Source organism: Erwinia sp. L03-1 (genome assembly GCF_058686115.1).
Genome location: NZ_CM178762.1, coordinates 3,263,838 through 3,289,594 on the forward strand (window position 1 = coordinate 3,263,838; position 25,757 = coordinate 3,289,594).

General features: G+C 52.1%; 21 protein-coding genes and 4 pseudogenes. 13 read left to right on the forward strand and 12 right to left on the reverse strand.

Going from position 1 to position 25,757, the window contains the following annotated elements; translation table 11 throughout:
* Nucleotide 1: 1 nt before the first annotated feature.
* A complete protein-coding gene (arnB, locus tag AC4PCC_RS15095) occupies nucleotides 2-1,141 on the reverse strand; it encodes a UDP-4-amino-4-deoxy-L-arabinose aminotransferase (protein ID WP_492127537.1) in 1,140 nt (379 codons plus the stop codon).
* A gap of 512 nt (nucleotides 1,142-1,653) precedes the next feature.
* Nucleotides 1,654-1,875, reverse strand: a complete 222-nt coding sequence (locus AC4PCC_RS15100) for a YdgH/BhsA/McbA-like domain containing protein (protein WP_067705417.1) — start codon at nucleotides 1,873-1,875, stop codon at nucleotides 1,654-1,656.
* A 209-nt stretch (nucleotides 1,876-2,084) separates the two neighbouring features.
* Between AC4PCC_RS15100 and AC4PCC_RS15105 the strand changes: the two are divergent.
* Nucleotides 2,085-2,186, forward strand: a pseudogene (locus AC4PCC_RS15105) (P-loop NTPase family protein); the annotation flags it as partial.
* A 142-nt stretch (nucleotides 2,187-2,328) separates the two neighbouring features.
* Here AC4PCC_RS15105 and AC4PCC_RS15110 read toward each other — a convergent pair.
* Nucleotides 2,329-4,722, reverse strand: a complete 2,394-nt coding sequence (locus AC4PCC_RS15110; protein ID WP_492125054.1) for a glucose/quinate/shikimate family membrane-bound PQQ-dependent dehydrogenase — start codon at nucleotides 4,720-4,722, stop codon at nucleotides 2,329-2,331.
* Between the two features lie 149 nt (nucleotides 4,723-4,871).
* Nucleotides 4,872-7,028, reverse strand: coding sequence for a TonB-dependent receptor PqqU (gene pqqU, locus AC4PCC_RS15115; protein WP_492127538.1), 2,157 nt, complete (start codon nucleotides 7,026-7,028; stop codon nucleotides 4,872-4,874).
* Nucleotides 7,029-7,520: 492 nt separating this feature from the next.
* Between pqqU and AC4PCC_RS15120 the strand changes: the two genes are divergently transcribed.
* From AC4PCC_RS15120 to AC4PCC_RS15130, 3 genes are all read left to right on the forward strand, one after another.
* A complete protein-coding gene (locus AC4PCC_RS15120) occupies nucleotides 7,521-7,919 on the forward strand; it encodes a hypothetical protein (RefSeq protein WP_492125055.1) in 399 nt (132 codons plus the stop codon).
* 38 nt (nucleotides 7,920-7,957) lie between these two features.
* Complete coding sequence (locus AC4PCC_RS15125) at nucleotides 7,958-9,097, forward strand: iron-containing alcohol dehydrogenase (protein ID WP_492125056.1); 1,140 nt, start codon at nucleotides 7,958-7,960, stop codon at nucleotides 9,095-9,097.
* Nucleotides 9,098-9,269: 172 nt separating this feature from the next.
* Nucleotides 9,270-9,875 carry an RcnB family protein gene (locus tag AC4PCC_RS15130; RefSeq protein ID WP_492125057.1) on the forward strand — a complete coding sequence of 202 codons (606 nt, stop codon included), beginning with the start codon at nucleotides 9,270-9,272 and terminating at the stop codon, nucleotides 9,873-9,875.
* A gap of 84 nt (nucleotides 9,876-9,959) precedes the next feature.
* Here the strand turns inward: AC4PCC_RS15130 and AC4PCC_RS15135 are convergent, their stop codons facing one another.
* The 4 genes and pseudogenes from AC4PCC_RS15135 to AC4PCC_RS15150 form a co-directional block, all read right to left on the reverse strand.
* A complete protein-coding gene (locus AC4PCC_RS15135; RefSeq protein ID WP_492125058.1) occupies nucleotides 9,960-10,169 on the reverse strand; it encodes a hemolysin XhlA in 210 nt (69 codons plus the stop codon).
* A gap of 182 nt (nucleotides 10,170-10,351) precedes the next feature.
* On the reverse strand, nucleotides 10,352-10,465 hold the full coding sequence (locus AC4PCC_RS15140; RefSeq protein WP_492125059.1) for a hypothetical protein: 114 nt from the start codon (nucleotides 10,463-10,465) through the stop codon (nucleotides 10,352-10,354).
* 69 nt (nucleotides 10,466-10,534) lie between these two features.
* Nucleotides 10,535-11,742 (reverse strand): annotated as a pseudogene (locus AC4PCC_RS15145) (IS256 family transposase).
* A 71-nt stretch (nucleotides 11,743-11,813) separates the two neighbouring features.
* A pseudogene (locus AC4PCC_RS15150) lies at nucleotides 11,814-12,090 on the reverse strand (transposase); the annotation flags it as partial.
* 172 nt (nucleotides 12,091-12,262) lie between these two features.
* Between AC4PCC_RS15150 and AC4PCC_RS15155 the strand changes: the two are divergent.
* The 7 genes from AC4PCC_RS15155 to AC4PCC_RS15185 all read left to right on the forward strand — a co-directional run bounded on the left by AC4PCC_RS15155 (nucleotide 12,263) and on the right by AC4PCC_RS15185 (nucleotide 16,591).
* Nucleotides 12,263-12,496, forward strand: a complete 234-nt coding sequence (locus tag AC4PCC_RS15155) for a hypothetical protein (protein WP_492125060.1) — start codon at nucleotides 12,263-12,265, stop codon at nucleotides 12,494-12,496.
* 381 nt (nucleotides 12,497-12,877) lie between these two features.
* On the forward strand, nucleotides 12,878-13,183 hold the full coding sequence (locus AC4PCC_RS15160; RefSeq protein WP_492125061.1) for a hypothetical protein: 306 nt from the start codon (nucleotides 12,878-12,880) through the stop codon (nucleotides 13,181-13,183).
* A gap of 14 nt (nucleotides 13,184-13,197) precedes the next feature.
* On the forward strand, nucleotides 13,198-13,959 hold the full coding sequence (locus tag AC4PCC_RS15165) for a GNAT family N-acetyltransferase (protein WP_492125062.1): 762 nt from the start codon (nucleotides 13,198-13,200) through the stop codon (nucleotides 13,957-13,959).
* A gap of 10 nt (nucleotides 13,960-13,969) precedes the next feature.
* Nucleotides 13,970-15,136, forward strand: a complete 1,167-nt coding sequence (locus AC4PCC_RS15170; protein ID WP_492125063.1) for an aminotransferase class I/II-fold pyridoxal phosphate-dependent enzyme — start codon at nucleotides 13,970-13,972, stop codon at nucleotides 15,134-15,136.
* Between the two features lie 86 nt (nucleotides 15,137-15,222).
* Complete coding sequence (locus tag AC4PCC_RS15175; RefSeq protein ID WP_492125064.1) at nucleotides 15,223-15,891, forward strand: hypothetical protein; 669 nt, start codon at nucleotides 15,223-15,225, stop codon at nucleotides 15,889-15,891.
* Nucleotides 15,888-16,445, forward strand: a complete 558-nt coding sequence (locus AC4PCC_RS15180; protein WP_492125065.1) for a phosphoglycerate mutase family protein — start codon at nucleotides 15,888-15,890, stop codon at nucleotides 16,443-16,445. The genes AC4PCC_RS15175 and AC4PCC_RS15180 overlap by 4 nt, the downstream gene beginning before the upstream one ends.
* The gene (locus tag AC4PCC_RS15185) at nucleotides 16,442-16,591 is read left to right on the forward strand and encodes an NAD-dependent epimerase/dehydratase family protein (protein WP_492125066.1); all 150 of its coding nucleotides are present in this window, start codon (nucleotides 16,442-16,444) and stop codon (nucleotides 16,589-16,591) included. Before AC4PCC_RS15180 ends, AC4PCC_RS15185 begins: the two co-directional genes overlap by 4 nt.
* Here the strand turns inward: AC4PCC_RS15185 and AC4PCC_RS15190 are convergent.
* Nucleotides 16,588-17,628 (reverse strand): IS630 family transposase, encoded by a 1,041-nt coding sequence (locus AC4PCC_RS15190; protein ID WP_492125067.1) that lies wholly within the window; start codon nucleotides 17,626-17,628, stop codon nucleotides 16,588-16,590. The genes AC4PCC_RS15185 and AC4PCC_RS15190 overlap by 4 nt on opposite strands.
* Nucleotides 17,629-17,834: 206 nt before the next feature.
* Here AC4PCC_RS15190 and AC4PCC_RS15195 point away from each other — a divergent pair, with 206 nt between their 5' ends.
* Complete coding sequence (locus tag AC4PCC_RS15195; protein ID WP_492125068.1) at nucleotides 17,835-18,371, forward strand: GNAT family N-acetyltransferase; 537 nt, start codon at nucleotides 17,835-17,837, stop codon at nucleotides 18,369-18,371.
* 195 nt (nucleotides 18,372-18,566) lie between these two features.
* Nucleotides 18,567-19,018: pseudogene (locus AC4PCC_RS15200) on the forward strand (GNAT family N-acetyltransferase).
* A 174-nt stretch (nucleotides 19,019-19,192) separates the two neighbouring features.
* On the opposite strand, the gene AC4PCC_RS15205 reads toward AC4PCC_RS15200, so the two are convergent.
* The 3 genes from AC4PCC_RS15205 to AC4PCC_RS15215 all read right to left on the reverse strand — a co-directional run bounded on the left by AC4PCC_RS15205 (nucleotide 19,193) and on the right by AC4PCC_RS15215 (nucleotide 25,665).
* Complete coding sequence (locus tag AC4PCC_RS15205) at nucleotides 19,193-19,702, reverse strand: RcnB family protein (RefSeq protein ID WP_492125069.1); 510 nt, start codon at nucleotides 19,700-19,702, stop codon at nucleotides 19,193-19,195.
* A gap of 206 nt (nucleotides 19,703-19,908) precedes the next feature.
* Nucleotides 19,909-20,319, reverse strand: coding sequence for a type III secretion system chaperone (locus AC4PCC_RS15210; RefSeq protein ID WP_492125070.1), 411 nt, complete (start codon nucleotides 20,317-20,319; stop codon nucleotides 19,909-19,911).
* A 9-nt stretch (nucleotides 20,320-20,328) separates the two neighbouring features.
* Nucleotides 20,329-25,665: an AvrE-family type 3 secretion system effector gene (locus tag AC4PCC_RS15215; protein ID WP_492125071.1), complete on the reverse strand. Its 5,337-nt coding sequence runs from the start codon at nucleotides 25,663-25,665 to the stop codon at nucleotides 20,329-20,331.
* Nucleotides 25,666-25,757: the final 92 nt, after the last annotated feature.

The following is a 25,757-nucleotide window of genomic DNA, read 5'->3' on the forward strand; positions in this document are numbered from 1 at the left end:
GTTATCTCTCGGCAATGTCGCGCAGGGCGGAAATGACGCGGCTGACATCGCCGTCGGTCATACCTGGAAACAGGGGTATCGAACAGATGCGATCGGAGTTCCATTCGGTTTCAGGCAGGGTTAAGTCTGGAAAACGTTCACGGTAATATTTCTGGGTGTGCGCCGCTCGGAAGTGCAGGCCGCTGCCAATATTTCGATCCTTCAGCGCCTGCATCAGTTCGTCACGGGACAGCCCGCAGCGCTCAGGATCAACGCGGATAATAAACAGGTGCCAGGCGTGCTGATGCGCCCACTCAGGTACGGACAGCGGTAAAAACGGCGTATCCGCCAGCGCCTTCAGATAGCGGGCGGCAATCTCCGCACGCCGGGCGTTCAGTTCGGGAAGTTTATCCAGCTGTACCAGCGCAATAGCGGCGCTGATGTCGGGCAGATTATATTTATAGCCGGGGGTAATAACTTCGGCCTGGGGGGCGCGGCCGTGGGTCTGACGATCAAAGGCATCGACACCCAGACCGTGGAACTTCAGGCTGCGGATACGGCTCGCCAGGATTTCATCATCGGTTACCACCAGGCCACCTTCCGCACAGCTCATGTTTTTAATGGCGTGGAAGGAGAAAATAGCCGTGCCGGATGCCCCCACCTGGCGGCCTTTGTATCCGGTTCCGGCCGCATGCGCGGCGTCGTCAATGACCGGAATGCCGTAGCGCTTACCCAGGGCGTGAATGGCATCAATATCCGCCGGAGCGCCTGCATAGTGTACGGGCACGATGGCTTTGGTACGCGGCGTAATCGCGGCTTCTATAAGCTCAGGGGTCACCATCAGCGTGTCACGATCGACATCAATCATGACCGGCTCTGCGCCAAGTAGCGCAATCATATTCAGGGTGGACACCCAGGTCAGTGAAGGGGTGATAACTTCGTCCCCGGGACCGATGCCCAGCGCCATCAGCGTCACATGCATGCCTGCCGTTGCCGAACTGACGGCAATTGCATGCTGGTTGCCCGTTAACTGGCAAAAAGCCTGTTCGAGTAGCTGATTTTTAGGTCCGGTAGTGATCCAGCCGGAATTCATCACGTCCCTGACCGCTGCCAGCTCAGCTTCCCCCATGGCGGGGCGCGAAAAAGGAAGAAAATCCGACATCATTAAAATTTCCTTAATTGTAACCAAAATAAACTTTAGCAGAGTGTGCTATTTCCAGTCCACTGGCAACTGTTATGCGCTGAAAAACAGCCATCACATATGATGTGCTGTGAATTTTCTCATCGGTGGCGCTCTTTCTCCGCGCAGGCCATAAATGGCTAACTTTTCAGCGGCGGCATTATCGCATGAGCAAAAAGGCCAAATTTCAATGCTTAATGAACGATAAACAACAATTCTTAGTTGAAAATTAAGAACTCCCGATAAATGCGGTCGAATCGGAAATTATCTAAAGATGATTTAGAATCGGTTTACTCTTAGAGGATGTTTGAGAGGGGATGGGACTGGAAAATGGAGGGGAACACTGAAACTTAAGAAATGTTTCATATTTGTGACAGGACCCGAAACGACTCAGGCGCGCTCAGCGCGGCGCTTTGCCCTGCCCGGGACAAGAACCCAATAAAAAAGGCTGCCTGATGGCAGCCTGTTCTGATTTGCTACGGTACGTCCCGGGTTTATTTATAGATTTCGGCGGTCATATAGACGCCATCTTCGGCACGGGCGCTGGTGATTTTATAACTGGAGGCACCGGCCGCTTTAGCCTGGGCGGCGATGTGCGCCTGAGCGCTGTCCAGCGTACTGCCGTGAGCCGAAATGCTCTGGGCAGCAAAGCTACCGAAAGAGATCATAGAGAGCGCGGCAACGGCGGCAATACTCAGTGTTTTGATGGTTTTCATGGTCAAATTCCTTCTTTGAGATGTTTGGGACAAGGCAGCTCGCCTTGGATGCACTTATAATAAGCCTGCTAACTATTAGCATCTTAACCATTTGTGCGATCCAGATCACATTTTGTCCACCAACGGTTCCATGGACAGTAGTGCCCGATTCCCGGGCGGCTGATCGCCAGGCTATAGTGGCCCGCTGCACTCTCTCTTCCGGGAAGAATATGAATCTGAACGCATTGGGCCCGCGGATTTGCATTCTCGGTCCTTCAAATAGCGGGAAATCCACACTTGCAACGGCCATCGCCCGAAAGTGCGGTTACCCAGGGTACGGGCGGGATCGGTCAAAGAGATCGAGCGGCTGTATATGGAATGGGGTCTTAATACCGGATAAAAAAACAAAAAGGACAGCCCATGGGCTGCCCTTTTTTTTATCGTTTGACGCCGGGCAGGAGCCGGCGCCAGGCGTTACTTCTTAGCGTCGTCCGGCAGTGCATAAGCCACAATATAGTCGCCCAGCTTAGTGCCGAATGAGCCATGGCCACCGGCAGCGATCAGCACATACTGTTTGCCATTCACTTCATAAGTCATTGGCGTGGCCTGACCACCCGCTGGCAGGCGAGCTTCCCACAGCGGCTTACCGTTGGTGACGTTAAACGCACGCAGGTAGTTATCTGCCGTTGCCCCGATAAACATCACGTTACCGGCAGTCGAGATTGGCGCACCCAGCATTGGCATACCCATCTTGAACGGCAGAGGAACCGGCGAGCTGTCACGCACGGTACCGATGCGTTTTTTCCACACGATATCATTTGTTTTCAGATCAACGGCGGAGATATAGCCCCATGCCGGCTGCTTGCAGGGGAAGCCAAGCGGTGACAGGAACGGATTCAGCGTCACGCCAAACGGTACGCCGTACTGAGGCTGTACGCCCGTTTCAGTGCCGCTACCGCCTTTATCTTTCTCACCTGGCCACAGTGGGTTATTTGGACCACGCGGGATCAGACGGGAAACAAACGGCAGCGCCATTGGGTTAGTCACGGCGATCTGACGGTCGGTATCAACAGAAATACCGCCCCATTCAAACATGCCCAGGTTACCCGGGAATACCAGGGTGCCCTGCTCGGATGGCGGAGTGAACGGGCCGTCATAACGCAGCTGATGGAACATCACGCGACAGATCAGCTGGTCATAAATTGTTGCCCCCCACATATCCGCACCGGTCAGATTTTTCTTCGGACGGTAGGTCAGCTCTGAATAAGGCTGAGTTGGGGAAACATGGTCACCTTTAGCGGCGCCCTGTGGAACCGGCGTTTCTGGCGCAGGCACAACCAGCTTACCGTTACGGCGATCCAGCACGAAGATATTCCCGGTTTTGGCCGGAACATAAACGACAGGAACTTTGTTGCCGTCTTTGTCATTGATATCGGCCAGAGTTGGCTGTGCCGGTACATCCATATCCCACAGATCGTGGTGAACGGTCTGGTAGAACCAGGCCAGTTTGCCGGTGGTGGCGTTCAGTGCCAGCAGGCCGCTGGCAAAGCGTTCCATTTCTGGCGTACGGTTGCCGCCCCAGATATCTGGCGTAGCAACGCCGATAGGCAGATACACCAGATCCAGCTTCGCGTCATAGGCGGCAGGTGCCCAGGAGTTAGGCGAGTTGGCAACGTAGTTCTGCTCGCCCTGCGGCAGGATGTTAGGGTCTTTCGCACCGGTATCAAATGCCCACAGTAGCTTACCGCTGTTCACATCAAAACCACGGATGACCCCGGATGGCTCTTTGGTCGAGTAGTTATCGGTTACCGCACCGGCAATAACGATAGTTTTATCGGTAATGACGGGAGGTGAAGTCGGCTCATAGGCCCCTGCGCGTGCAAAAGGCATATTCTGCTGCAGGTTCAGTTTACCGTTATCGCCGAATCCCGGGCAGAGCGCACCGGTTTCAGCATCCAGCGCATACAGATGTCCATCGTTCACCGGCAGGATAATGCGGCGTGAGCACAGCGCAGGCTTACCGCCCGCAGGCGTTGCAGCGGCGTCAGGCGTCTCATGATAAGAGACACCACGGCAGGTCACGTGCTGGAAAGAGGGATCGGTTTTCAGCTGTGGATCAAATTTCCATTTCTCTTTACCGGTAGCCGCATCCAGTGCAAACAGGATCTGGTGCGGGGTACAGAGATAGAGCGAATCACCAATTTTGATTGGCGTCACTTCATCCGTCAGCTCACCCGGATCGGTTGGGCGCTTCATATCACCGGTACGGAAAGTCCAGGCTTCTTTGAGCTGACCCACGTTCTTATCGTTAATCTGCGTTAACGGTGAGTAGCGCGTTCCCGCCTGGGTACGGCCATAGGCTGGCCAGTCACCGGCTGCAACGCCGTCAGCGGATTTCTCCACGTTCGCCGCCTGTGCCGGGCTAAGCGAACCGTTAATTTCCTGCGGGTCGTTAAAGACCGACCAGCCCAGGGCAATCACCGTGACCAACAGCACCACGCCCAGCGCACCGCGTGCAAACCGCCCCGTGCTCAGGTCGCGGTAAATGAATGGCAGAACCATCCACAGGCCGAGGAAGAAGGTGACGTCCAGACGTGGCGTCAGGGCCCAGAAGTCGGTCCCGACTTCCCAGAGCGACCAGACAAGGGTCGCGAGCAGGAACACCGCATACAGCAACAGTGCTGATGAGCGGCGACGGAACAGCAGCCAGGCGACAGCCAGCTCTACCACACCAGCGATGATGTAATAGACTGAACCACCCAGCTTAGCCAGCCAGATACCGCCAATCAGCAGGTATAACCCGCTGAGGGCGGCAAACACAGCCGTGAGGATCACGAGGTTCCGTGATAACGGTGCTTTAGTTTGCATAGTATGAACCTTACCAATATTTAACGTCTTCGATTTAGATCGGGATCTTAACCGCTTAAAACACCCGGTTTCTTACTGCTTATCCATGCCGGTGTTTTTACCCTGCCCGCTGGCCTACGCCAGAGCGGCAGACTGTTGTGGATATCTGATTAAAAAGCATAGGTGAGGGTTGCTCCTCCACCATAATTTCGGCCCGGTGCGGGTTCGTAAAAGCGGCCATTGCCCTCATTGACAATAACCGAGCCCACGTACGCCCTGTCGAAGAGGTTATCGACGCGGCTGAACAGATCGAGCGACCACTTGTCCCAGTTGAAGCGATAGCCGGTATTCAGGCTGACCACCGTCCAGGAGGGCGCCTTAGCATCATTTTCATCATCGGCCTGAATGCTGCTGAGATAGCGGATATCCGCGCCCGCGTGCCAGCCCTGCTCCGGTGCCCAGGCCAGCGAGGCGTATCCCATATTACGCGCAATACCCGGCAGGCGATTACCAGCGGGTGTGCAGTTACCACTGTCGTCGCAGGACTCATTGCGGTAGGTGGCATCAAGATACGTCCAGGCCGCTTTCATCTGCCAGTTTTCAGCGAACTGCTGATCAAACGAGGTTTCAATACCCCGGCGACGTGTTTTACCGGCGTTTTTATAGACCGATCGCCCGTTGCTGCTGTCCGCCACCACCAGCTCATTGTCGGTGTTGGTCTGGAAAATCGCGGCGGTCAGGAGTCCATAGCCGAGGCGGGTTTTGCTTCCCAGCTCGAACGTGTCGCTGGTCGCAGGTTTTAGTCCCAGATTAAGTCCGGTTTGACTGCCATCAACGGAGCGGTAGGAGAGCTCATTAATGGTGGGCGTTTCAAAGCCGCGTCCGGCGGAGAAGTAGAGGTTCCACGCATCGGTCAGCGCATAGTTCAGCGATCCCATCGGCAACAATTTATGGTAGCGTTTGCTGCCGCTGTCATCGCCGTTACCGGTGGTCACGTAATAATCTTGTGAGTCAAAGCTCACCGTACTGTAGCGCACGCCCGCGTCCAGTGCCCACTTCTGCGTTAGCGCCCAGTGCGTTTGCAGATAGGGGTCCAGATTCCACATCTGGTTCCTTTCATTGCGCCGCTGGCGGCCCTTCTCGCCAAACGCCGGCACGCCGTTAACAAGCTGATAGTTTTCAAAACCCTGGCGGCGTTCGGTCATGGTTTCATAGTCCAGACCGCCAGTAAGCGAGAACGGCACGGTACCTATCTGGTCGTCATGCCTGATACGGGTATCAATGCCGGAATATTTCCGCTCCAGCACAATCACGCCGCCGGGATAGGCGGGCTTTAACTGAGGTGCCCGCGGGATAGATTGATACTGGGTGGTGTGCCGCTCACCGTGCCAGGTGGTCAGGGTTAACTGGTCATTATCCGTCAGTTCACGCTGGTAGCGCAGGCCCACCTGGGTCTGATCGAGACTTTTGCGCGTATTAAAACTATCGCCGCGAGGAGACTGACGGGGATTATTTTGCCATTCCGCTTTCGTCAGTCCACCGGGATCGTTGGCATCCACGGAGACGGTGTTAAACATCAGCGTCAGCGTGCTGGCTTCATCCAGGCGCACGCCAAATTTACCGTTACCGAGACTTTTTTGCGTTCCGCTATGATCGCGATAGCCGTGAGTAGTAAAGCGCGAAGCTGAAAGGGTGTAGTTCACGTCGCCGACGTGCGTGCCATCCCCCGTTGCGCCGCTGGCTTTGACGCTGTTTCGCCAGCTGCCGTAGCTGCCAAAGTATGTCCCGGCGGTAAGGGTGGCTGGCTGGCTGCCGGTTTCGGTATCGATGTTGACCACGCCTCCGGAAGCGTTGCCATAGAGCGCTGACCAGGGGCCTCGCAGCACTTCTACACGCTCAATTGAATTGATATCAATATTCGAGGTTTGCCCCTGCCCATCGGGCATCGTGGCTGGAATACCATCGACGTAAACCCGCACGCCCCGCACGCCATACATGGAGCGGCTGCCAAAGCCACGTATCGACAGTTGTAAATCCTGCGCATAATTCTGGCGGTTCTGGATTTGCAGACCGGGTACGCTCCCCAGACCTTCGGAAAGGTTGACCTGGGCATTATTGCTACGCAGATCCTGGCCGTTCAACACGCTGACCGCAGCCGGCGTATCCAGTTCGGATACCCCACTGCGCTGCCGAATGACAATAAGGGATCCCTCCGCCGCAGCCTGTGCCTGAGCGGATGAGTTCGGCGCAGAGCTGGCTGCAAAAGCGGGCAGGCAGAGTAGCGGCGTTAGCAGAAAAGCAGAGGTTTTGTTTTTCACTGGGTCGATTCAATATCTAAAGAGTCATCCGTCATTTAGCCATTTCAGCCTGAAGCCCGGCAGCAGAAATCCTTCTCCTGCCCGGTCGCCAGCGCGAAAAGCCCGTGCGCATCATTGCAGCGAAAGTATACAAGCAGTTTGAAAACTTGCCCGCCTGCCCCGCTTTGCTGATAAAAAAAGAGCAAAAAAGCGCCTGTCCAGTGGGCCATGCGGTACGCATTTCAGGCCACCAAAGTGTGGGGCAGCGGCGTGCATATCAGGCCACCGAATAAGAGACGGGGGTATTAAAGGCGGCAAAAGTGTAGCACTCAATAATGACTTTGCGAATCGTTGTTATGATTTTCGCCCATTTGATTTACTAAAAGCCACAAAATGGTAAAAAGGGTGTGAAATAGAATATATAAGGTGTGTTTAACCATGATTTATAAGCGGTTTTTTTCAGACTCATCCGTACAGGAGTAGCGACTATAATCAACTTACACCTACAAAAAAGGACCGGCTATGCGCAGGAATGCCACCAACAGGCTTATGCAGTTATGCTCACCCGCCCGTATCATTGGCGGGGGGATTCTCCTTGCGCTGATGCTGCTGAGCGGCTGCTCTTCAGATAACCACAGCATGGCCTGCCACGGGAAAATGGAAACGCTGGCCGGTGCGCCGTTAGGCAACGTTGAAGGAAGGGTCACCGATCGCTTCACCTCGTTCAAACTCACCCTGTCGCAGCCTGAACTCGCGCTGGAAAGCGGGCCGCTTAAGAGCAGCGATCCACGCCAGTATATTCCCTCGGCGGTAACCAAAGAGGGCTGGCTGGCGCAGAGGCTTTCCGACACCCGCTTTAGCGTTATCGGCGCGCCACAGGACAGGATGATAATTTTGTCCTGCCCTGCCCGCGCGCTCTGACCTTTACCCTTTTAACTCTTCCTTTGAGGATAATGCTCATGTTCGCCAGCCAGATGATCAATAACCGACAAACCTTTTTTGGTCGCGGCAGCCTGCAGCAGCTGCTGCCGATACTGCGCGCGGCACCGATGCCCACGCTACTCTTCTGCGGACGCTCTTTTCTGAATGGTACAGCGTGGCAGACACTGAAATCTGAGCTGGAACCGCTCCTTATCGGACATGAAATTGTCAGCCATGAGGCATCTCCGGATGAGATTGACGCCTGGGTAAGCCGCTGGCGCGGCGATGCCCGGCGCGTGGTGGCGATAGGCGGAGGAAGCGTACTGGATGCGGCAAAAGCCTTTGCTGCGCTGAGCCAGCATCCGCTTAATACGCTGCGCTATCTGGAGAAGGTGGGCGATACGCCGGTGAGCGGTGACACGCTGCCGCTGATCGCCATTCCTACCACGGCGGGAACCGGTAGCGAAGTGACGCAGAATGCCGTCGTCACGGATAAGGCGGAGATTAAGGTAAAGGCCTCGCTGCGCCACGCTAATTTTGTGCCACAAATAGCCATCCTCGATGCTGACCTGCTGCGCGGTGCACCCGACCACGTGCTTGCCTGCTGCGGCATTGATGCATTTACCCATCTGTTTGAGGCTTACTTCTCCAACAAGGGGAACATGCTTACCCGCCTGACGGCGCTGAACGGCATGCGTGCATTTATTAGCGCCTGGCCCCATCTCAACCGCACTGATGCGCTGGGCGATAGCGCGCGTGAGCAGATCCTGTTTGCGTCATGGCAGGGAGGATTAAGTCTCAGCATGTCGGGCCTGGGCGTTATCCACGGCCTTGCCGGCGAGCTGGGCGCGATCAAAGACTACCACCACGGTGAAGTCTGTGGCCGTCTGCTGCTACCCTTTCTGACCATACTGGAACGGAGTGAAAACACCCAGCAGCAGGAACTGATGAGCGCGCTGGGCGACGCGCTGTTCCCCGGATTTACGCTCCCGCCTGCACGGCAGCTGGCCCAGTGGTTGAAGGACAATGCCATTATGCCCTTCTGGCAGGAGCCACCGACGCTGACGGAGGATGAGATGCAGTGGATCCTGGCCCGTTCGGGTAGCAAAAACTCGCTGGTGAATTACAGCACGGAGCAGCAGCGGCAGATGCTCGAGGCGGCATTTACCCTGGTGTGAATACTGATGGCGTAACCCTTTGGCTGTACAGGGATAGTGGGCGATTTTCGCAAGCGAAGCGTAAATTTTACGTTAAGGTCGCCCGGCTTAGGATTATTGACATTGTTATACGCCAGCTTCGCCCGCAGATTGTGCCTGTCCGTCAGCAAATGAATCACACCAGAAGGGAACCATGATGAAAAAATCAGGCATTATTGCCCTCAGCGCACTGCTGTTTGCGACAGCCAGTACCGGCGCATTTGCCGATGGCCCCCAGCCGGGACAGGGTAACACGCAGCAGTCACCGCTAAAGCGTCCGCCTCAGGGCGAACAGAATGGCAACGCACGCCAGCAGGGTGGCGGTGAACACAATGCACAGGCGCAGCACGGCGGGCAGGCGCAGCAAAATTCACAGCCCGGGCGCGGTGATCGGGCACAGCAGAACTCACAGCCCGGACAGGGTGATCGGGTACAGCAGAACTCACAGCCCGTGCGCAGTGGGCAGGCACAGCACTCTCAGCCTCAGCGTGGCGAACGCCAGCAGCCGCAGCATATGGCTCAGGCAGACCGCGCACCGGGGCAGCGTCACCACCAGCAACCCCGTCATGCACAGCCCGACTTCCGTCAGGGTCGACCGCTACCGGAAAAATACCGGGGTGAAGGCTACCAGGTCAATGACTGGCATCAGCGCGGTCTGAAGGCACCTCCTGCCGGTCACCGCTGGCAGAATATTGACGGTAACTACGTGCTGATAGCCGTCGCAACGGGCGTTATCACCTCCGTAATCACCCACCACTAAAGTCACTCACCTGGTGAAAGCCTCTTTTCGCCAGGTGCTTCATACGACAATGTACCCACTGACATTATTCAGCCACGGGTACCCTCAGTTCAGCCACCGGGCCAGACCCAGCCAGACACCCGGTACAACCAGTAATACCCCTACCAGCCATTTAGTCAGCGTAGAGAGCGAAGAGTGGAGCGCTATTCTGACGCTTTCGACATCTTCCCGGGTGGCGTAGTTGGCCTTGATAACGGCAACGTCAATCAACAGCTTTTCCACCTTACTTTCCAGCAGCGTAACGCGTTCAATCATCGTTTTCTCCTTTTAACGACATGTTCAAATTCTCAACTAAACGATACCCGATCAACAAATACGAGTCAGCTAAAAGGCGACGATTTCCTGCGAGGCCACCTCCAGAAATTGCATGAAAAATATGCAACCTGGTCTGATAATGAATTATGCATGGCGCATCCGGGGGGAGTAATACGATATGACTACAGTTGCTGAGTGATAGATCCTGAACCCTCAGTAAAGGTTATTGTCGCTTTAGCGCCGTTAACAATTGAAATCTGTGGTGGAATGTGACCAATATCGACGTCATACAACACAGGAATTGAGAGGTCGCCGTGAGAAGCCTTAAGAGACCCTGTAAATAATTCTGTGTAACTGCCACCACATTAAAGGTGATCGCTCAGGCGGTCACCGAACTCGATAATAAAGCGACTCATCGCCAGCCGCCAGTTTCGGATCGGCATATTCCATTTTTTTGAAGCATCCCTGATCGCCAGATAAATGACTTTCCGCACCGGGTCATCCGTCGGGAACACCCTGCGTTTCTTTATTGCCTGACGGATCACGCTGTTCATCGATTCGATGGCGTTCGTAGTGTAAATAGCTTTACGGATATCCGGTGGGTAATTGTAAAACGTATTGAGATTTTCCCAGTGTGCATACCAGCTTTTACTGATTTGCGGGTATTTATCGTCCCAGCCCCCTGCGAACTGCTCCAGAGCCATTAACGCCGCCTCTTCTGTTGGAGCCTGATATACCGCTTTCAGCCCGCCAGTCACGGCTTTGTAGTCCTTCCACGACACGTATTTCAGGCTGTTACGCACCATGTGAATAATGCACAGCTGGATATGCGTTTGGGGATAAACGCTGTTTATCACATCCGGGAAGCCCTTCAGACCGTCCACGCAGGCAATCAGGATATCCTGAAGGCCCCGGTTTTTAAGCTCTGTCAGCACGCTGAGCCAGAACTTTGCGTCTTCGTTTTCTGCCAGCCACATGCCCAGGAGCTCTTTCTGGCCTTCGGTATTAATGCCCAGTGCGGGGAAGACGGCTTTATTAATCACGCTACCACCGTGGCGAACTTTTACAACAATACAGTCAAGATAAACAATGGGATAAAGTGCATCCAGGGGGCGATTCTGCCACTCTGTGACCTGCTCTTTAACCGCATCGGTGACTTTAGAAATCAGCGTGGGTGAAACATCCGCGTCGTACATCTCTTTGAAGGTGGCGACGATTTCTCGCGTGGTCATGCCTTTGGCGTACAGGGACAAAATCTGGCTGTCCATCCGGGTGATACGCGTCTGGTTTTTTTTATCAGTTGCGGTTCGAAGGTGCTTTCACGATCGCGTGGCGTACTGATTTCAATCTCACCATCATCACAAAGCAAGGTTTTTGACGAGTAGCCATTACGGGTATTGGAGCCTGTTTTGGGGGCGTTCTTCTCGTGGCCGATGTGATCAGTCAGCTCAGCATTGAGCGCTGTTTCAACGGTAAGCTTTGTCAGCAGACGGGAAAACTGATTGAGATCGGCTTCGGTTTTAAGGCCTTTAGCCAGTTCAGTCGCAAGGGCCCTGAGTTTCTTTTCGTCCATAATTTGCCTGTCTCCGTTGTTGGAGTGAAGATATCAAAAACAGGCAGATACACAATTTAAATTACAGGCTCCCTCTCGGTTGCCATTGTGGCGATGCTTCTTGCTCCGGCCGAACCTGACTGCGTAATACAGCCCGTCTGGCGTCAGGCTTTTCAGGACGGTTTTTCCAGTATTTGTAGCTGCTGCGATGAACCCCGAACACATGGCAGAGTGTGGCCACAGGATAATAGTCATCGTGGAAAGACCCACATCCATAGCCTTAGCGGCGTCAGAAACGGTGTAATTTTGGTCGACAACCAGCTGAGCAGATTCGCGTTTGAATTCAGGACTAAAATTTCTTCTTTTCATTGGAACACCTGTGTTGTTCTGAGGTGAGCATATCACCTCTGTTCAGGTGGCCAAATTCAGTGTGTCACTACATACCGAGAAAAATAAGGCAGTGCCTTAGTAATAGGACTTGCCGACGTAATATTCAATGGAATAGTTTCTTGCATCATTCATCCTCACTCAGGACAAGCCGGTGTATATCGCCATTGCCGCCGACGGGGTATTCAGCGGCGAACGCGGCAGACAGCCGGATTTTCTCACCCCCGCCTTCGGCGGCATCGGCCTGCATTCGCAGCAGACGACGGAGTTTATCGACCGCGAGCAGCTGGCGGCTGCGCAGGAGCAGCTGCTCGCGACAATGGTGACAACAGGCAACAACAGGCGGTGTGTGTTAGTGCACTCCTCCTTACGAAAATGGCAGCTATAGTTATTAATTACCAAAGAGAATTAAGCTGTGCTCAAAAAAAACAGATAAAGCTTGGGGGGAAGGTGCGCTCGAATAGCATGACGAGCCATAAATTAAAAAATATAACGAGAAAATATCGCAGTAACTAGATAGCTATCTATTAATAAGCCGATAATTACCATTTTGAATTGCACCGCCCCAACCCCACAGGAAACAATTAGAAACCCAAATCAATCAATCTCACCGAAAGATACACTTCATTTATCATTTAGAGAGCCCCCCAACATTGAAACAAACAATGTAAAAAAAATCATCAAAATAATAGTGTTGTGTTTTTTTCATTAAAAATTAACATATCAACTCATTGGATTATCGATCTTTTACTATTGACAAAAGATTGCAATGCGTGGAAAGATAAATTTATATTATCTACTTTTGGGCGAGAGAAAGGAAATGTATCGCTACAGCTGTACCCTTCAGGAAAGTCAGAAAGATGCATTGTTAAATATTTATAATTCGCAACATAATGTTGTGATGGATCCACTCCGCCTGAATGAACAGATTAATAATGCTATTGATTTTTCAAATGCAGACATCAGTTTTCCGCTGGTCGTTTATCGGTATGATGAGATAGCAGCCTTTGTCTGGTTCATTTTTTCAGACAGGAAAAAATACGGTTTATTGGAACTCTCATCTTTTCAATACTAATTTCAAACGGTGATGTGTTAGCACTTAAAAATATTTTTTCCGCCATTATTATCGAGGCTAAGAAACGTGACTACCTGCAATCAAACGATCCGGTGATTTATGGCCCCGTGCATAATTCCATCTTGGTTAACCGGGGCTACCGAACATTTTCAGGTGCACCTTTCACTTGGCAAATGCCGGATAACGATCCCGTGCTTTGCGATTGGTTAATGGAGGCAGGATGTGTGAAAGAAAAAGACCTTCTGGAGATCGTTTATCAATACGACCCACAAGATATATTATTAACACACACGGACGAGCGTTTACTGAATCGTCTATCTGGTATTGATTTCGACTACGTAAAAAAAGATGAGATAGCGGCAAACCAGCAGGAGATTGCAGAGGTTTATAATATCGCCTGGCAGGATAACTGGGGTTTTAGTCCGACCACTTCCGAAGAGATAGCAATTGCAACTGAGAATGTAAAAAACATCATGGGGATGATTGCACGTAAAGATGGTCGGATTATTGGTTTCACCATGATGCAATTTTCGGAAAATAAAGTAGGACGCGCTTTTTTTTCTGGTGTACTGCCAGAATATCGTCAACGCGGACTTTCCGTGGTACTGACCTCAAAGCTTTCTTCGATAGCAATCCAACAAGATATTAGTAATTTTAGTATATCCTGGATGCTTGAAGATAATAAAATGATTGTCAGAACAATGCAAAAACTCACTCGCCATGGTGAAAGCCAGCTCAGGCGCTATAGAATTTTTTCTATTCAGAAAATTATCTAAGGAAAATGCAATGAGTTTGTATGAACTGGTCAATGCCGAAAATGACAACGTCAACTTGCACTACTTCCCACGTGTACGTTCTGCCTGTGGACGGCATTTAGATCTGGCCAATGGCGATAAAAATATCAACTTCTCCTCTTGTGATTATTTAGGCATGGCCGATAATTCGCGAATGAAAGACGCGGCTATTGAGGCTATCAAAAAATACGGCACTAACATAAGTGGTCCGATGATATTTTGTGGTTATACTGAACATCATGAAGAACTCGAAAGACGCTATTCTGAAATGTATAGTGTTAATCATGCCTTGATGTATACGACCTCCTATCAAGCCAATATTGGTACGCTACCGGTTATCGGCGAAGAGGTTGATCTGATCGTGATGGATAAACTTTGTCATATTTCACTTTATGATGCAGTTAAATTAAGTGGAAAGCCATTCCGGGTTTATCAGCATAATAACATTTTAAAACTTGCGGATATTGTAAAAAATAATCTGGGAAAAAGAATTCTGATTGTTTCCGACGGCGTTTTTTCTGCCGATGGCGACTTTTGTGATGTGGCTGCACTGTGCGATCTGAAAGCACGTTGGCCAGGCATTATTTTATATATTGACGATGCGCACGGCGTAGGCGCTCTGGGCGAGACGGGCTGTGGCCTAGTTGAAGCTAGCGGTTGTCTGGGAAAAGTGGATGTAATTATCGGTACGATGAGCAAATCTTTTGGCTCTACGGGCGGTTTCTGCATCATAAAAGATGACACATTGGCGCAAAAAGTGAAATTCAAGAGTGCCACCTATAATGCATCACGCGCTGTTTCTCCAGGCGTAGCAGCCGCTTCCTGCATGGCTCTGGAGATCAATAAGCAAGAAGGTAAAGCGCGTCGGGCACTGCTGGCCGAACTGATTAACTACGCTCATCGTCGTCTTGAACAAACAAAAGTCAATAAACAGTACTCAGTATCGGCGGTTATCCCAGTAATTTTTGAAAAAGCAGAACAGGCCGCAGCAGTCAACGATTACCTTCGGCAAAAAAACATTATGGCCTCGTTTTTTGTTCCGCCTTATGTTGAAAAAAACAAATCCAGACTGCGCATTACGCTCACCAGTAATAATACCTGTGAAGATATTGATTTACTTGTTGAGGCATTAGAGAAAGCAATCACCAATATTATCTGAGAGCGTGATTTAAAATGTCTATGGATGTCGTTTTACCCATTATAGTATTGGTCTGTAGTTATTGGTTTCTTTGCTCCGGACTGGGTATGCTGGCAAGCATTTATAATGTAAAAATAAATTACACCCGGAAAATTGGCCATTTCTCAATGTTTATATTTCCTGGGATAATTTATCTTTTATTTAACATCAGTAACCCAACCGAGAAAATCGTTATTGCATCCGTATCCAGCGTGTTCTTTTTCTTAAGCTTGCTGGGTTTTTTTCGGAATAAATTAAGATATTTATCATTATCTTTTCATGCCATTGACCGTCCAGAGGATCGCCCTTATACGCTACTATGGATATTTTCACAAACCTTTGTCGGTTTCCTGATCCTTGCTGGATACAGCCTGGTATGGAACCAATGGCATATTCCTCAGGAACTGATGTATATGACCATTTTAACCACTACGCTGGGTGATGGCTTGGCGGAGCCGGTGGGCGTACGCTTTGGTAAACATAAATATGCGGTTAAAGGTTTATTTATAGATAAAACATTCTATCGTAGCTATGAAGGTAGCCTGGTCGTTTTTTTGACTGCACTAATTTTATCGCTGATATTTTTGCACAATTTTCACAGTATCGGGACGGCGTTAATGGTGCTCCTTTTTCCACTTGCGATGACGTTGACAGAAGCGAAATCCCCACACACTTGGGATACGCCATTCCTGTTCTTTGTCGGCAATTTAATTATTACTTATGCGTATTTAATATGATTGTATTAATCCGGCATGCAACACCTAAAATTGATTATTCATCATGTAATTACCAAACTGCTCAGCAACGGCTGAGGGAATATAATCAAACACAAGATGTGGAAGAGCAGGAAATAGAAACGTTTCTTTCATCTGCACTTTTCCAACAGATCAAGGTAAGACGTCCGGTGGTTTACAGTTCACCAGTGGGTAGAGCAGAGCGTACCTCTCAATTGGTTTTTGGACACATTGATGGCTATACAATTCATTCTGAACTGCGGGAAGTTGGGCTTGAAATCACTCCACTACCGCTATTAAAAATGAAAATCAGGACGTGGTTTTTACTGTCTCGATTAGCCTGGCTGTTTAGAATGAACCATGCACAGGAAAAAATAGGGCATGCGTTACAACGCTCTGAAGCACTGCTTCCTTTTCTTGAACAGCATGACGATGTGGCAATTGTTTCACACAGTTATCTATTGCACTACCTGAAAAAGCATTTGAAAAAAAATCGCTACCACGTCAAAGACAGGTTTAAACAGGGCTGTTTTACTGCGGAGATTTGGGAAAAATGAAAAAGATCCTGATCGTAGGCGCCACCGGTTTTATTGGCAAAAAAGTGGCTGACTATCTGATTCAGCAACAAGAATTGGATGTAATACGCTATACCAGACGTCCCCATCAGGGTTTTTTTAGTTGTGAGCTAAATAACTGCGCTTAATACCGCTTCACTTTCGTTAGCCCGTGTTTGTTGCCAGGGAAAGGTGAAGCGACTTCCATAAATTGTCTGACATTATTCAATAATTGCCACATTGTTTTGCAGCGATGATTGCGCGTGACGGTTTCGTGCAAGGCCAACCATAAGAGCTCTATTTTGTTTATCCACGGAGAGTAAATTGGCTGATAAATAACAATAAATTTCGGATTATCCTTCAACCATTTCAACGTTTTTTTGCTCTTGTGAATGATGTAATTATCAACGATTAGCGTAATTGTTTTTGCACTGCGGTATGTGCTTTTCAACTTACGTAACATATTGATAAATAAACCTGAGTTCTTACTTGTCCCGCTGACGTAGTCCACCCGGCCTGTTCCCGCATGAAGGGCTCCTGCAAGGTAATGCTTTTCATTTTTTCCCGGCGTAGGTATACGTTTTTGCTGCCCTTTTTTCTGCCAGTCAGCGCCGATTTTGGGATTCAAATCGATATCCACTTCATCCTCGTAAAAGACCGGATGGTCAGCGCAGTTTTTTTCTAATGCTTCATCAATCGCTGCCAGTTTTTCCTCTTTGTGAGGATCGCGAATATGCAGTGTCGGAGCCGCTCTTCGCCAGACAATTCCCGCCCCGGGTAACCAACGGCGAACTGAGCCAGGATGCAACGTTGAGTTAAATAACTTATTAAGTTCAATCGTTAACATCTCGGTGCTCCACCGTGACCGCAGATACCCGAAGTCCTGAGGAGAGCGCTGAATCAGTAAATCAAGCATGCGCAACATCGCTTCCACTGGCCACTTTTTTTGACGTCCGGCCGGAAGACTTTTTAGACCTTCGATACCAAATAATGTGAACCAGTTAATCCAGCGACCGACAGAGGAACGCGCTGCACACAGGGTTTTAGCGACATAACTGAGCGATTCACCACGATGCAACATCAGCATGGCCATAAGGCGTCTGGAATGGTTTTTATCTGTTGTTTTATGGACAATTTTTTCCATCTGGCGTCTTTCATTATTGGGTATCGGTGCTATGATCGGCATAACTCAGTCCGGTTGTGATGATTTGTGATGTTTGGCGATTGATCAGATCGCTCAAACCGGATTGAGTTCCCTTCAGTGATCTACTATTAAGCGCAGTTATTTAGTCATCACGCTTTTTACATAAAAGTGCTGTTGTAAACCTGGAGGTTTTTGGCTATAAAACAGAAAGATAACTCATAGAATGAATCAAAAACTCAGGAGACACTTTGCAGCTAATTACCTCTCGACTGCATCTTCGGCCTGTAATCAACTCAGAAGCAGATGACCATTTCAGAATTTATGGCGATCCTGCCACGAATACGTTTAATCCTGCAGGCCCGTATCCTGATACTGATTATGCCCGCGATGTTTTGGCTCGCTGGCTTAAACACTGGGAAGATTACAGTTTTGGAAACTGGGCTATCTCATTGAGTGATAATCCCGAAAGGATCATCGGTTTTGGTGGGCTAAGTATCCGCAGTTATGCCGATGCCTCCATCAATAACCTGGGATATCGCTTCTCTGCTGAGTCATGGGGAAAAGGCCTGGCGACAGAGTTTGCTAAACATGCGGTCAGCTATGGATTTGGTGAGCTCAAATTGCCTGAGATATCTGCAGTAGTAAGAGCAAATCACCAGGCATCACAGAAAGTCCTGACGAATGCCGGACTCAGATATATACGGGACATTCATGATGTGAAAAATGCGCCCGCCAGCATGCTGTTTACACTGACCCACGCCGAATGGGACAAAAAGTCAGGGTGACATTATCAATATGGATAGACACCGCTTTTGGCACGGCGGACATCAGACAGATCCAGCGGGCCGCAGTGAGCGAACAGCGAACATCACATCCTCAGGACAGACAGGAATCAGAGGTGTCCCATCACCCGTTACAGTATTGAGCTTTTACAGGCAGTATACTTTATACTGGCCATAATCTCTTTGTAGAATATGACCATGATAACAGTAGAGAAATCAGATCCATTTTCTTTAGAATCCCATCGCTTAATCGAAATGCTGTCAGTAGAACTTGCCGCTGTTACTGGTGATGACGGCAAAAGCAATTTCACTGTTGATGCATTGAATAGTGATAAAGCGTTATGGGTATTGGCAAAAATGCCCATGGTGATCCGATAGGATGCGGCGCTATTCGGCCATTAACGCAAAATGTAGCCGAGCTTAAAAGAATGTATTCAGACCGAAGTGTGCCCGGAGTTGGACGCGCTTTACTCACTTTTCTGGAAAACTCCGCCAAAGAAATGGGATATCTCGAGCTGAGGTTAGAAACCCGATATATCAACAATCGGGCCGTATATTTTTACGAGAAAAATGGGTATGCCCGTATTGAGAATTATGGCCCATACATAGGCAGAGAAGAGGCAGTCTGTTTCGCAAAGGCATTGTGTTGATGTGCTACCCATTGTTCAGCACGAACTAATGTTAGCCACACCTGCAACTGGCACATACCAATCTGTCAGATTAGGTTTGGCCCTGTATCGGGGTTGTGCCCGGTCTAATCGGAGCTAACAGAGATAATTGCTGGAAAAGATGCGGGCCCTGACGGACCCGCAGCAGAACAGGGATTAGTGGAAAGCGTTGTTCAACAGGATTGAGGTGATGACGCCAGTAGCGGCTGCAATCAGCACATAGTTACCGTCAATATAAGCCCAGTGTTGACCACGCGGTGGCTCGCGCAGGCCGCGGTCATTCCAGTCGTTAACCCGGTAGTCGTCACCGCGGAAATCCGGCGGCAACGGGCGTCCCCTGCGGAAGTCGTGCCCCTGCCAGGCAAAGCGATCGCGCTCTTCAAAGTGGCGATCGGGACCATGACCGTCGTGATAATCGCCACGATCGTGAAAATCCTGATGGCCAGGGCCGCGATCGCCAGGCCCACGATTCGGACCACGCCCCGGCCCATCACCGTGGTCGCCAGGCCCACGATCCGGACCACGCCCCGGCCCATCACCGTGGTCGCCATGCCCACCCTGCTGGTGCCACTGCTGATCCGGCGGGCCATCTGCCTGCGAGACGGTGGAAAACAGGGTGCTTGCTGTGAAGACGGTCATTAAAAGTGCCAGAGTCGTTTTTTTCATCGGTACATCCTCTCATTTGCGCACGGCTTATCATCCGCCGCTAAAGGACACTATCGACGAAACCCGACGGTAAACAAATCTCTAACTATCCTAAAACCCCTTATTTTGCGGTAGCTTAACCAAGACTTTCGCTTTCTTAACAGTGTGAAGGAATTAAGCATCTTCCGCCTGCGCAAAATTTGTGTTAAAGAGCATCCCGCTGTGCCTCAGGCCGCTTCGCGCAGTGAGGTGATAAATTCATTGACCTCCCGCGCCTGGGTCATAAAGCCGCTCAGCGCCATCCGAAATCCCGCAGCATCCAGCCCGCTGACGGAGAGCTGACTACAGAGTCTCAGGCTCTCCTCGTTGTCCAGTGCCAGCCAGCAACCGCGCATGGCGTTCATTTCAAAGTTCAGGGACAGCAGTGTTCGCAGGTAACGCTCGCTGCACGGCTCGTGAAGATCCTCTATTTTGCAGTGAAAGATCAGGCTGTCGCTGCCCGGCGGCAGCTCGATAACTGCCGCCTCGCGGTTATCGCGGTCAACCAGGGCGCATACGCCATCTTTAAGCGTGAGTGTACTATTATGCTGCCGGCCATAGTGCTCAAGCAGGTGATTAAGCTGTTCGGTTGCTGACATCGTGACCCCTTAACTTTTCAACTGATAGTGTGCCTGCTGCCCATGCAAAAGCGCAGCAGCCAGCTCATCGTTTATCTTCGCGATGCGGCCATCCAGGGTATATCCGGTCGGTTTGTCCTCATCTTCACCGTAGCTAAAATTGATTTTCCCCAGATTTCGCTTCATCGCCACCGCTGCGCTGTTTCCGCCGCCCAGAAGGAACGCCGGGGTTGAAAAACCATCGCTTTTTGACTGGCCCTTGCTAAAACCAATCGCTTTAAGCCTGAGATTATTACGATCCGTTAGCTCAGCCGTTAATTCATCAGCCCCGATCCCCTCTTTCAGCCAGCGCTGCTCCAGCCGTTCACGAACATCATTTTTTAGCTCGAGCGTAACCGTAGCATCGGTGCTGACATTATCTTTCAACCGGGCAATCAGCGTTTGCAGCCGGTGATCGTCCGTCATCAGCTGGCGAATTCGGGTGGCATTACTGGCGTTGAGTTCACCATCTAACCAGTGAGAAAACTGATGCCAGAGCCCGTTGTTATCCACTTTAGAGGTATTCGCATAGGTCGTCTGATATTCACCATTTTGCAGCAGCGTTAGCCCCCGCTCAGCGGCATATTGCTGGCGCAGATGCTTATCCAGCTCGCGCAGAGCGGCCTTCTGCCCGTTAGTCCCCTCTTCCCCCCGTCGACTTTCAAAATGCGCGTCAAGCGCATTGAGTTTCTGACGGGCCGGGCGGGCTGTGCTCTGCCCCTCTTCAGCGGCTGACGCCTGCTGAGGCTCGCTCTCTTCTTCGTTTTTCAGCGACGCCAGCAGCGCGCTGGTTTCAGGATCGCTGAAGCTCTTGCCCAGTGACTCCATCAGCTTTGCCATATGCGCGGGTTCCAGCAGCTGTGCCCTTTTGGTTTGCAGCGACAGGCTCTGGCGAGTTCGATCATCAATCGAGAGCTGGAAAGTGGCCGCAGGGCCGGCGAATAGCGCAAAACGCCCCTCATCGCTTTTGGTTATCGTCCCTATCGGTAGCGCCAGGTTTGCGCCGACGGAGGCTTTATTTAGCCCTCGCAGGCGGTTGTTACTCTGGCTGAGGGTCGTGCTCTCTTCGGTGGTAGCCCTGCCGCGCTCGCGGGTACCAGATATCAGGTTAACCCCCACGTAAGCGCCACCGCCTATCCGCGAACTGGCTGACGCCTGTCCGGCATTTTTGTCGGTGAGCGGAAACCCCACCGAGGCCAGCGCGGCAGCGTTGACGTCCAGGCTCACGTTCATCACGTTGCCCTGTTTGACGCTGTGTTGATTCCCGCGGTTAATCAGCGCCAGCGGGTCAAGTGTCCCCTCGGTCAGCCCGGCAATAAAGTGCGGCAGTTCGGCATCGGTAATATCAAAGCTGACGCCGTTTTGTTTTTTAATATCGAGCGGGGTGACGGAAACCACCGCGCCGAGGCGCGCGGCAGGCGCAAGATCGCGCCGATCGTCCAGATGAGTTTTATGCGTTTCTAAATAGTCGGTAAGCAGGTTATAACCCATCCCCACAAAGGGTGTGAAGGTTCCGCCCCCGTCGCGGCCAAAGCTAACGTTAACGCCGCCCTCTCCCCGGGTGAAACTCAGATTATAGGTGCGATCCAGACTGCCTCGTCCCCCGACGCCCGCAATCACCTGGGTTCCCGGAATGCCTGACACCGTGGTTGCCGCACCATAAGAGCGGCTGAAAGAGAGACTTTCCCCCTTCTCCATCGACCTGACCGTGTCCTCCAGCTTTTGCGCCAGTACCGACCGATCCTTCGCATGCATCACCGTCCGCGCCGTGACGTTGATACTGTGGTTTTCCTTAGCGAAGGCTTTTGTTAGCGATTTCACCGCATCATAGGACGCCTCAAGGGCACTAATGCTGTTGTAGCCAAAACTGGTCACCTGGCGAAGCGGGTTGTCATCCCAATCCTGATAAAGCGTATGAAAGTCGGTTTCAATGGCTGCCAGCGCCTGGCGCTTTTCATCCTCCGGGAGTGCCGTCGCTGCGGTTAACCGATCGATAAGGTCATGCATTTTTACGTGGGCTAAGCCATCAATAATAAGACGTGATTTCGCCAGCCCCATCTCATCGTGTTTATCACGGCGGTTACCCAGCGGGATCGCTTCACTCGCCTTCTGATGCGAGAGCTTCACGCCGTTTTCTTCCAGCGACGCAAGCGCCAGCAGCGCGGTATTTCCCTTACCGGTGGGGTAGCGTGAAAAAATCTGTTTCAGCTTCGCCGTCAAATCGCCGTCGCGCGTCATGGCCGGGTTGAGGCTTCCGGTCAGATTATTAAGCTGTTTTTTTACTTCTCCCTGCTGTGAATAGTGCTGGTTAAGCTGATCCGCTTTGTGTCCGCTACTGTCGGCCAGGCGAACGCTAAATTTCTGCATATCCTCAAACCAGGCAGGCAGGTCCCCCTGACCGGCAAGGGTTTTTAGCTTAAGGCTAAGTGGCTCGGCCGGGCCCTGACCGGCAGCGGGCTTCTCCAGATGTTGATTGAGCTGAGTGAGCTGATCGCTCTGAAGTTCATAAATATGCGCCAGCCCGTTTCGCCCGCGATGACCATGCTGAACGAGGTAGCTAAGGTTTTTCAATGGCCTTGGCGTTTGCAGCGTGGGGCGAAAGACAAAGGTGCTCAGGCGGGTGCGAAACGGCGTATGCACTTTGTGACCGTCGTGGCCCGTTTGCCCGAACGTGTTCACCTCCCGCTTATAGGTCATGCCGGTGCGGCCAAGGCGGGAGTCTCGGGTGGCGCTCATCAGCCGACCGTAGTGCTTATCGGCCATATTTTTCTTCTCTTTGCCGCCGGGCGGGGTGACCTCGTTTGCAGGCGAAGTTGGCACCGCCGCCACCGGGTGCCAGAGATCATCCCTGAGCGACAAAAGCTTGCCGTTATCCAGTTCCAGCATCAGATGATTATTACGGTCGTTATACAGCTTTGCGGGTTTTGCGGACAGCTGGACCTGGCGCATCTGAGCCATGTTTCCCTTCATCCAGCTCTGCTCCGGTACGCGGTACATTTCGCCCCGGTCGGTCAGTAAAAAGAGATTGCGCCCCGGCCCAATGGCCACGTCCATGACTTTTTGCTCCTCCGATGTGCCAACTGCGGGAGAATGTGACCTGATAGCCTGCTGGATAGCCTGGTTAAGCGACGCGCGACTGAGCGTGACAGGCAGCCTGATATCGCGCCGGGTTTCGCCGTTGACATGGTGAAGACGCAGATCGCCCCCTTCATCCAGGGTGATAAATCGACCGTTATCGAGCACGGCGGCCGAGGTGAGCGTGTTGTCTTTGTTGATCCCCGGCAGGGCCAGGTCGTCGCTGACGCTTTTCTTAACCTGCGGCAGGGCGAAGACATTGCGATCGGCGTTAATCTTGTTGCTGGAGACGTTTATCTTCAATCGCTTGAGTTCATTATCCTTTAATACCCAGGCCTGCCGGTCCTGCCCGAGCCGGAGCTGGTCGGCCTTAACGTCAGAGGCCTCCCAGCTCTGCGTCGTCCCGTTGAAAAAGTGAACCTTTCCCTCTTTCAGCGCCAGATGACCGCCCGTACCCAGATCGACAATTTCGTGGCGCGAGGGCGTCACCACCGGCAATCCTTTCTGATAGTTCATTACCATGCTGTCACTCAGGTTCCAGTGCGAAGGAGCCTGCCGGGCGCTGCCCGAGGTATTAAGCGCAATGGCATGCTGGCGGTCCGCCCCGTCTTTTACCACCGCGTGCAGCTGGCCATTTTCACCATTCAGAATATCCTCCAGGTGAAAGCGATCGCCCACTACCGCTTTTATCTGGTCGTGCAGATGCTGTTGCAGGCTGCGATTCTCTACCGCAGCAAAATCCAGATCGCTCTGCTCAGGGCCAGGGCGGCTGGCAACCCGAATTTCCCCCTGATAATCGGCGGCAATAACGTGCTGCGCCGTTTGCGCCAGGGCAGCCAGCCGGATGTCAGGAGGGGAAACGCTGAGGGTTCTGTGGCTGTCGACGGCTGCATCGGGCTGCGGCAGGAGTTTGATGCTTTGCTGGTGCGTTTTTTCATTTTTAAGCAACAGCAGCGTCTGCCCCTCTTCGGCGACCGAGACCTTACTGATTTTATCCTCCAGCGGCTCGCTATGACCCGACGTGGACACATTGTGCAGCTGCCTGTCGTCATAAACACAGTAAAGCTGATTATCACCCTGTCTGGAGAGCTGCCCGTACGACTTCTCCTCGTTGGATTCGCCCTGCTGTGCTGCATGTTGCCTGCTACCGGGCAGCAAGGCTGGCTGCCAGCCGGTCTGATGATCGTTCAGCCGATAGAGTTTACCTTCATGTACTCGCCATGACTGCTTACCCGCGTCGGTCTGTTCAGGGTATATGCCCGAAATCTGCCCGAGTAGGGTTGCATCGGGTAATTTCATTCTGCCCACTGCCATTGCCGGGGTGTCGGTTCGACTGACGCTGACTTCATTTTCTGCCGCATCCAGCGTAAGCCTGTGCGGGAGAGCCGCCTTACCACTGGTGCCTGACCAGCGACTCTCCTTCACGGCTTGAGTGTGTTTCCACTCAGGCTTAGCGGCGCTGCCCGACACGCCCACCAGGCTTTCAGGCGACGAGTGCAGCGCCAGCAGGCGACCGCTCTCTTCCAGCAGGGCATGCTGCTCTCCGCTGGCACTGGACACCGCGCTCTGATAGTGCTGTGTAGCCTGTCCGAGCGTTAGTTTCAGCAGCGTGTGGCGCAGCGCGGGTGCCGTGATTTGCGGCTTCCCGTGCGCGTCCAGACTTAGCGTAACGCCGGCTTCCCCCTGGCTCTCCCGTAGCCTGTGCACCACCGCCCCGCTGACCTTTTCTCTTTCCGCTTCCGCGCGCGGTGGGTGAGCCTGCCCGGCCGCAAGCGCCTGATTAATGTCCTGCTCCAGAGAGCCGGGTGAGGTATGCGGGATCTCGTGCTCCAGCACGATCTGCGGTGCATTGCGCTGGCCGCTTAACCCGACCATTTCGATTGACTCTGCCGCCTGCCCCGGCGATATGCGGGAGGACGCTGCTCCCGGCCCCGGCAATATACGGGAGGACGCTGCACCCTGCCCCGGCGATTTACGGGAAGATGCAGCATTGCGGCTAAATAACGGCAACCCGCTGAATGCCCTGAAGCGACTGTTCGATGACGTTGGCCGGGCTTCTCCCTGGACCAGGTCCAGCGTCGGTTCCCCCTGCTCCTGCGCGACGCTCTGAAGCGTATCGCTGCCGGTAATTCTGGCTGCTGCCGGACGCTGAGCCAGGGCAGGACGACTCTGCTGAGGACGTTGTACGGCTGCCGATCGCTGGGTGTTGTGCAGGCTGAAAGCCGAGGCAAGTTTTTGGGTTACCGAAGACATGGGCTTTTCTCCTAAAAAGGTTCACATCAAAGCTTAGTTATTACGTGGTCCTGGATCCGTCGATGTTCCCAGCCAGGGGGGATTTATTTCCC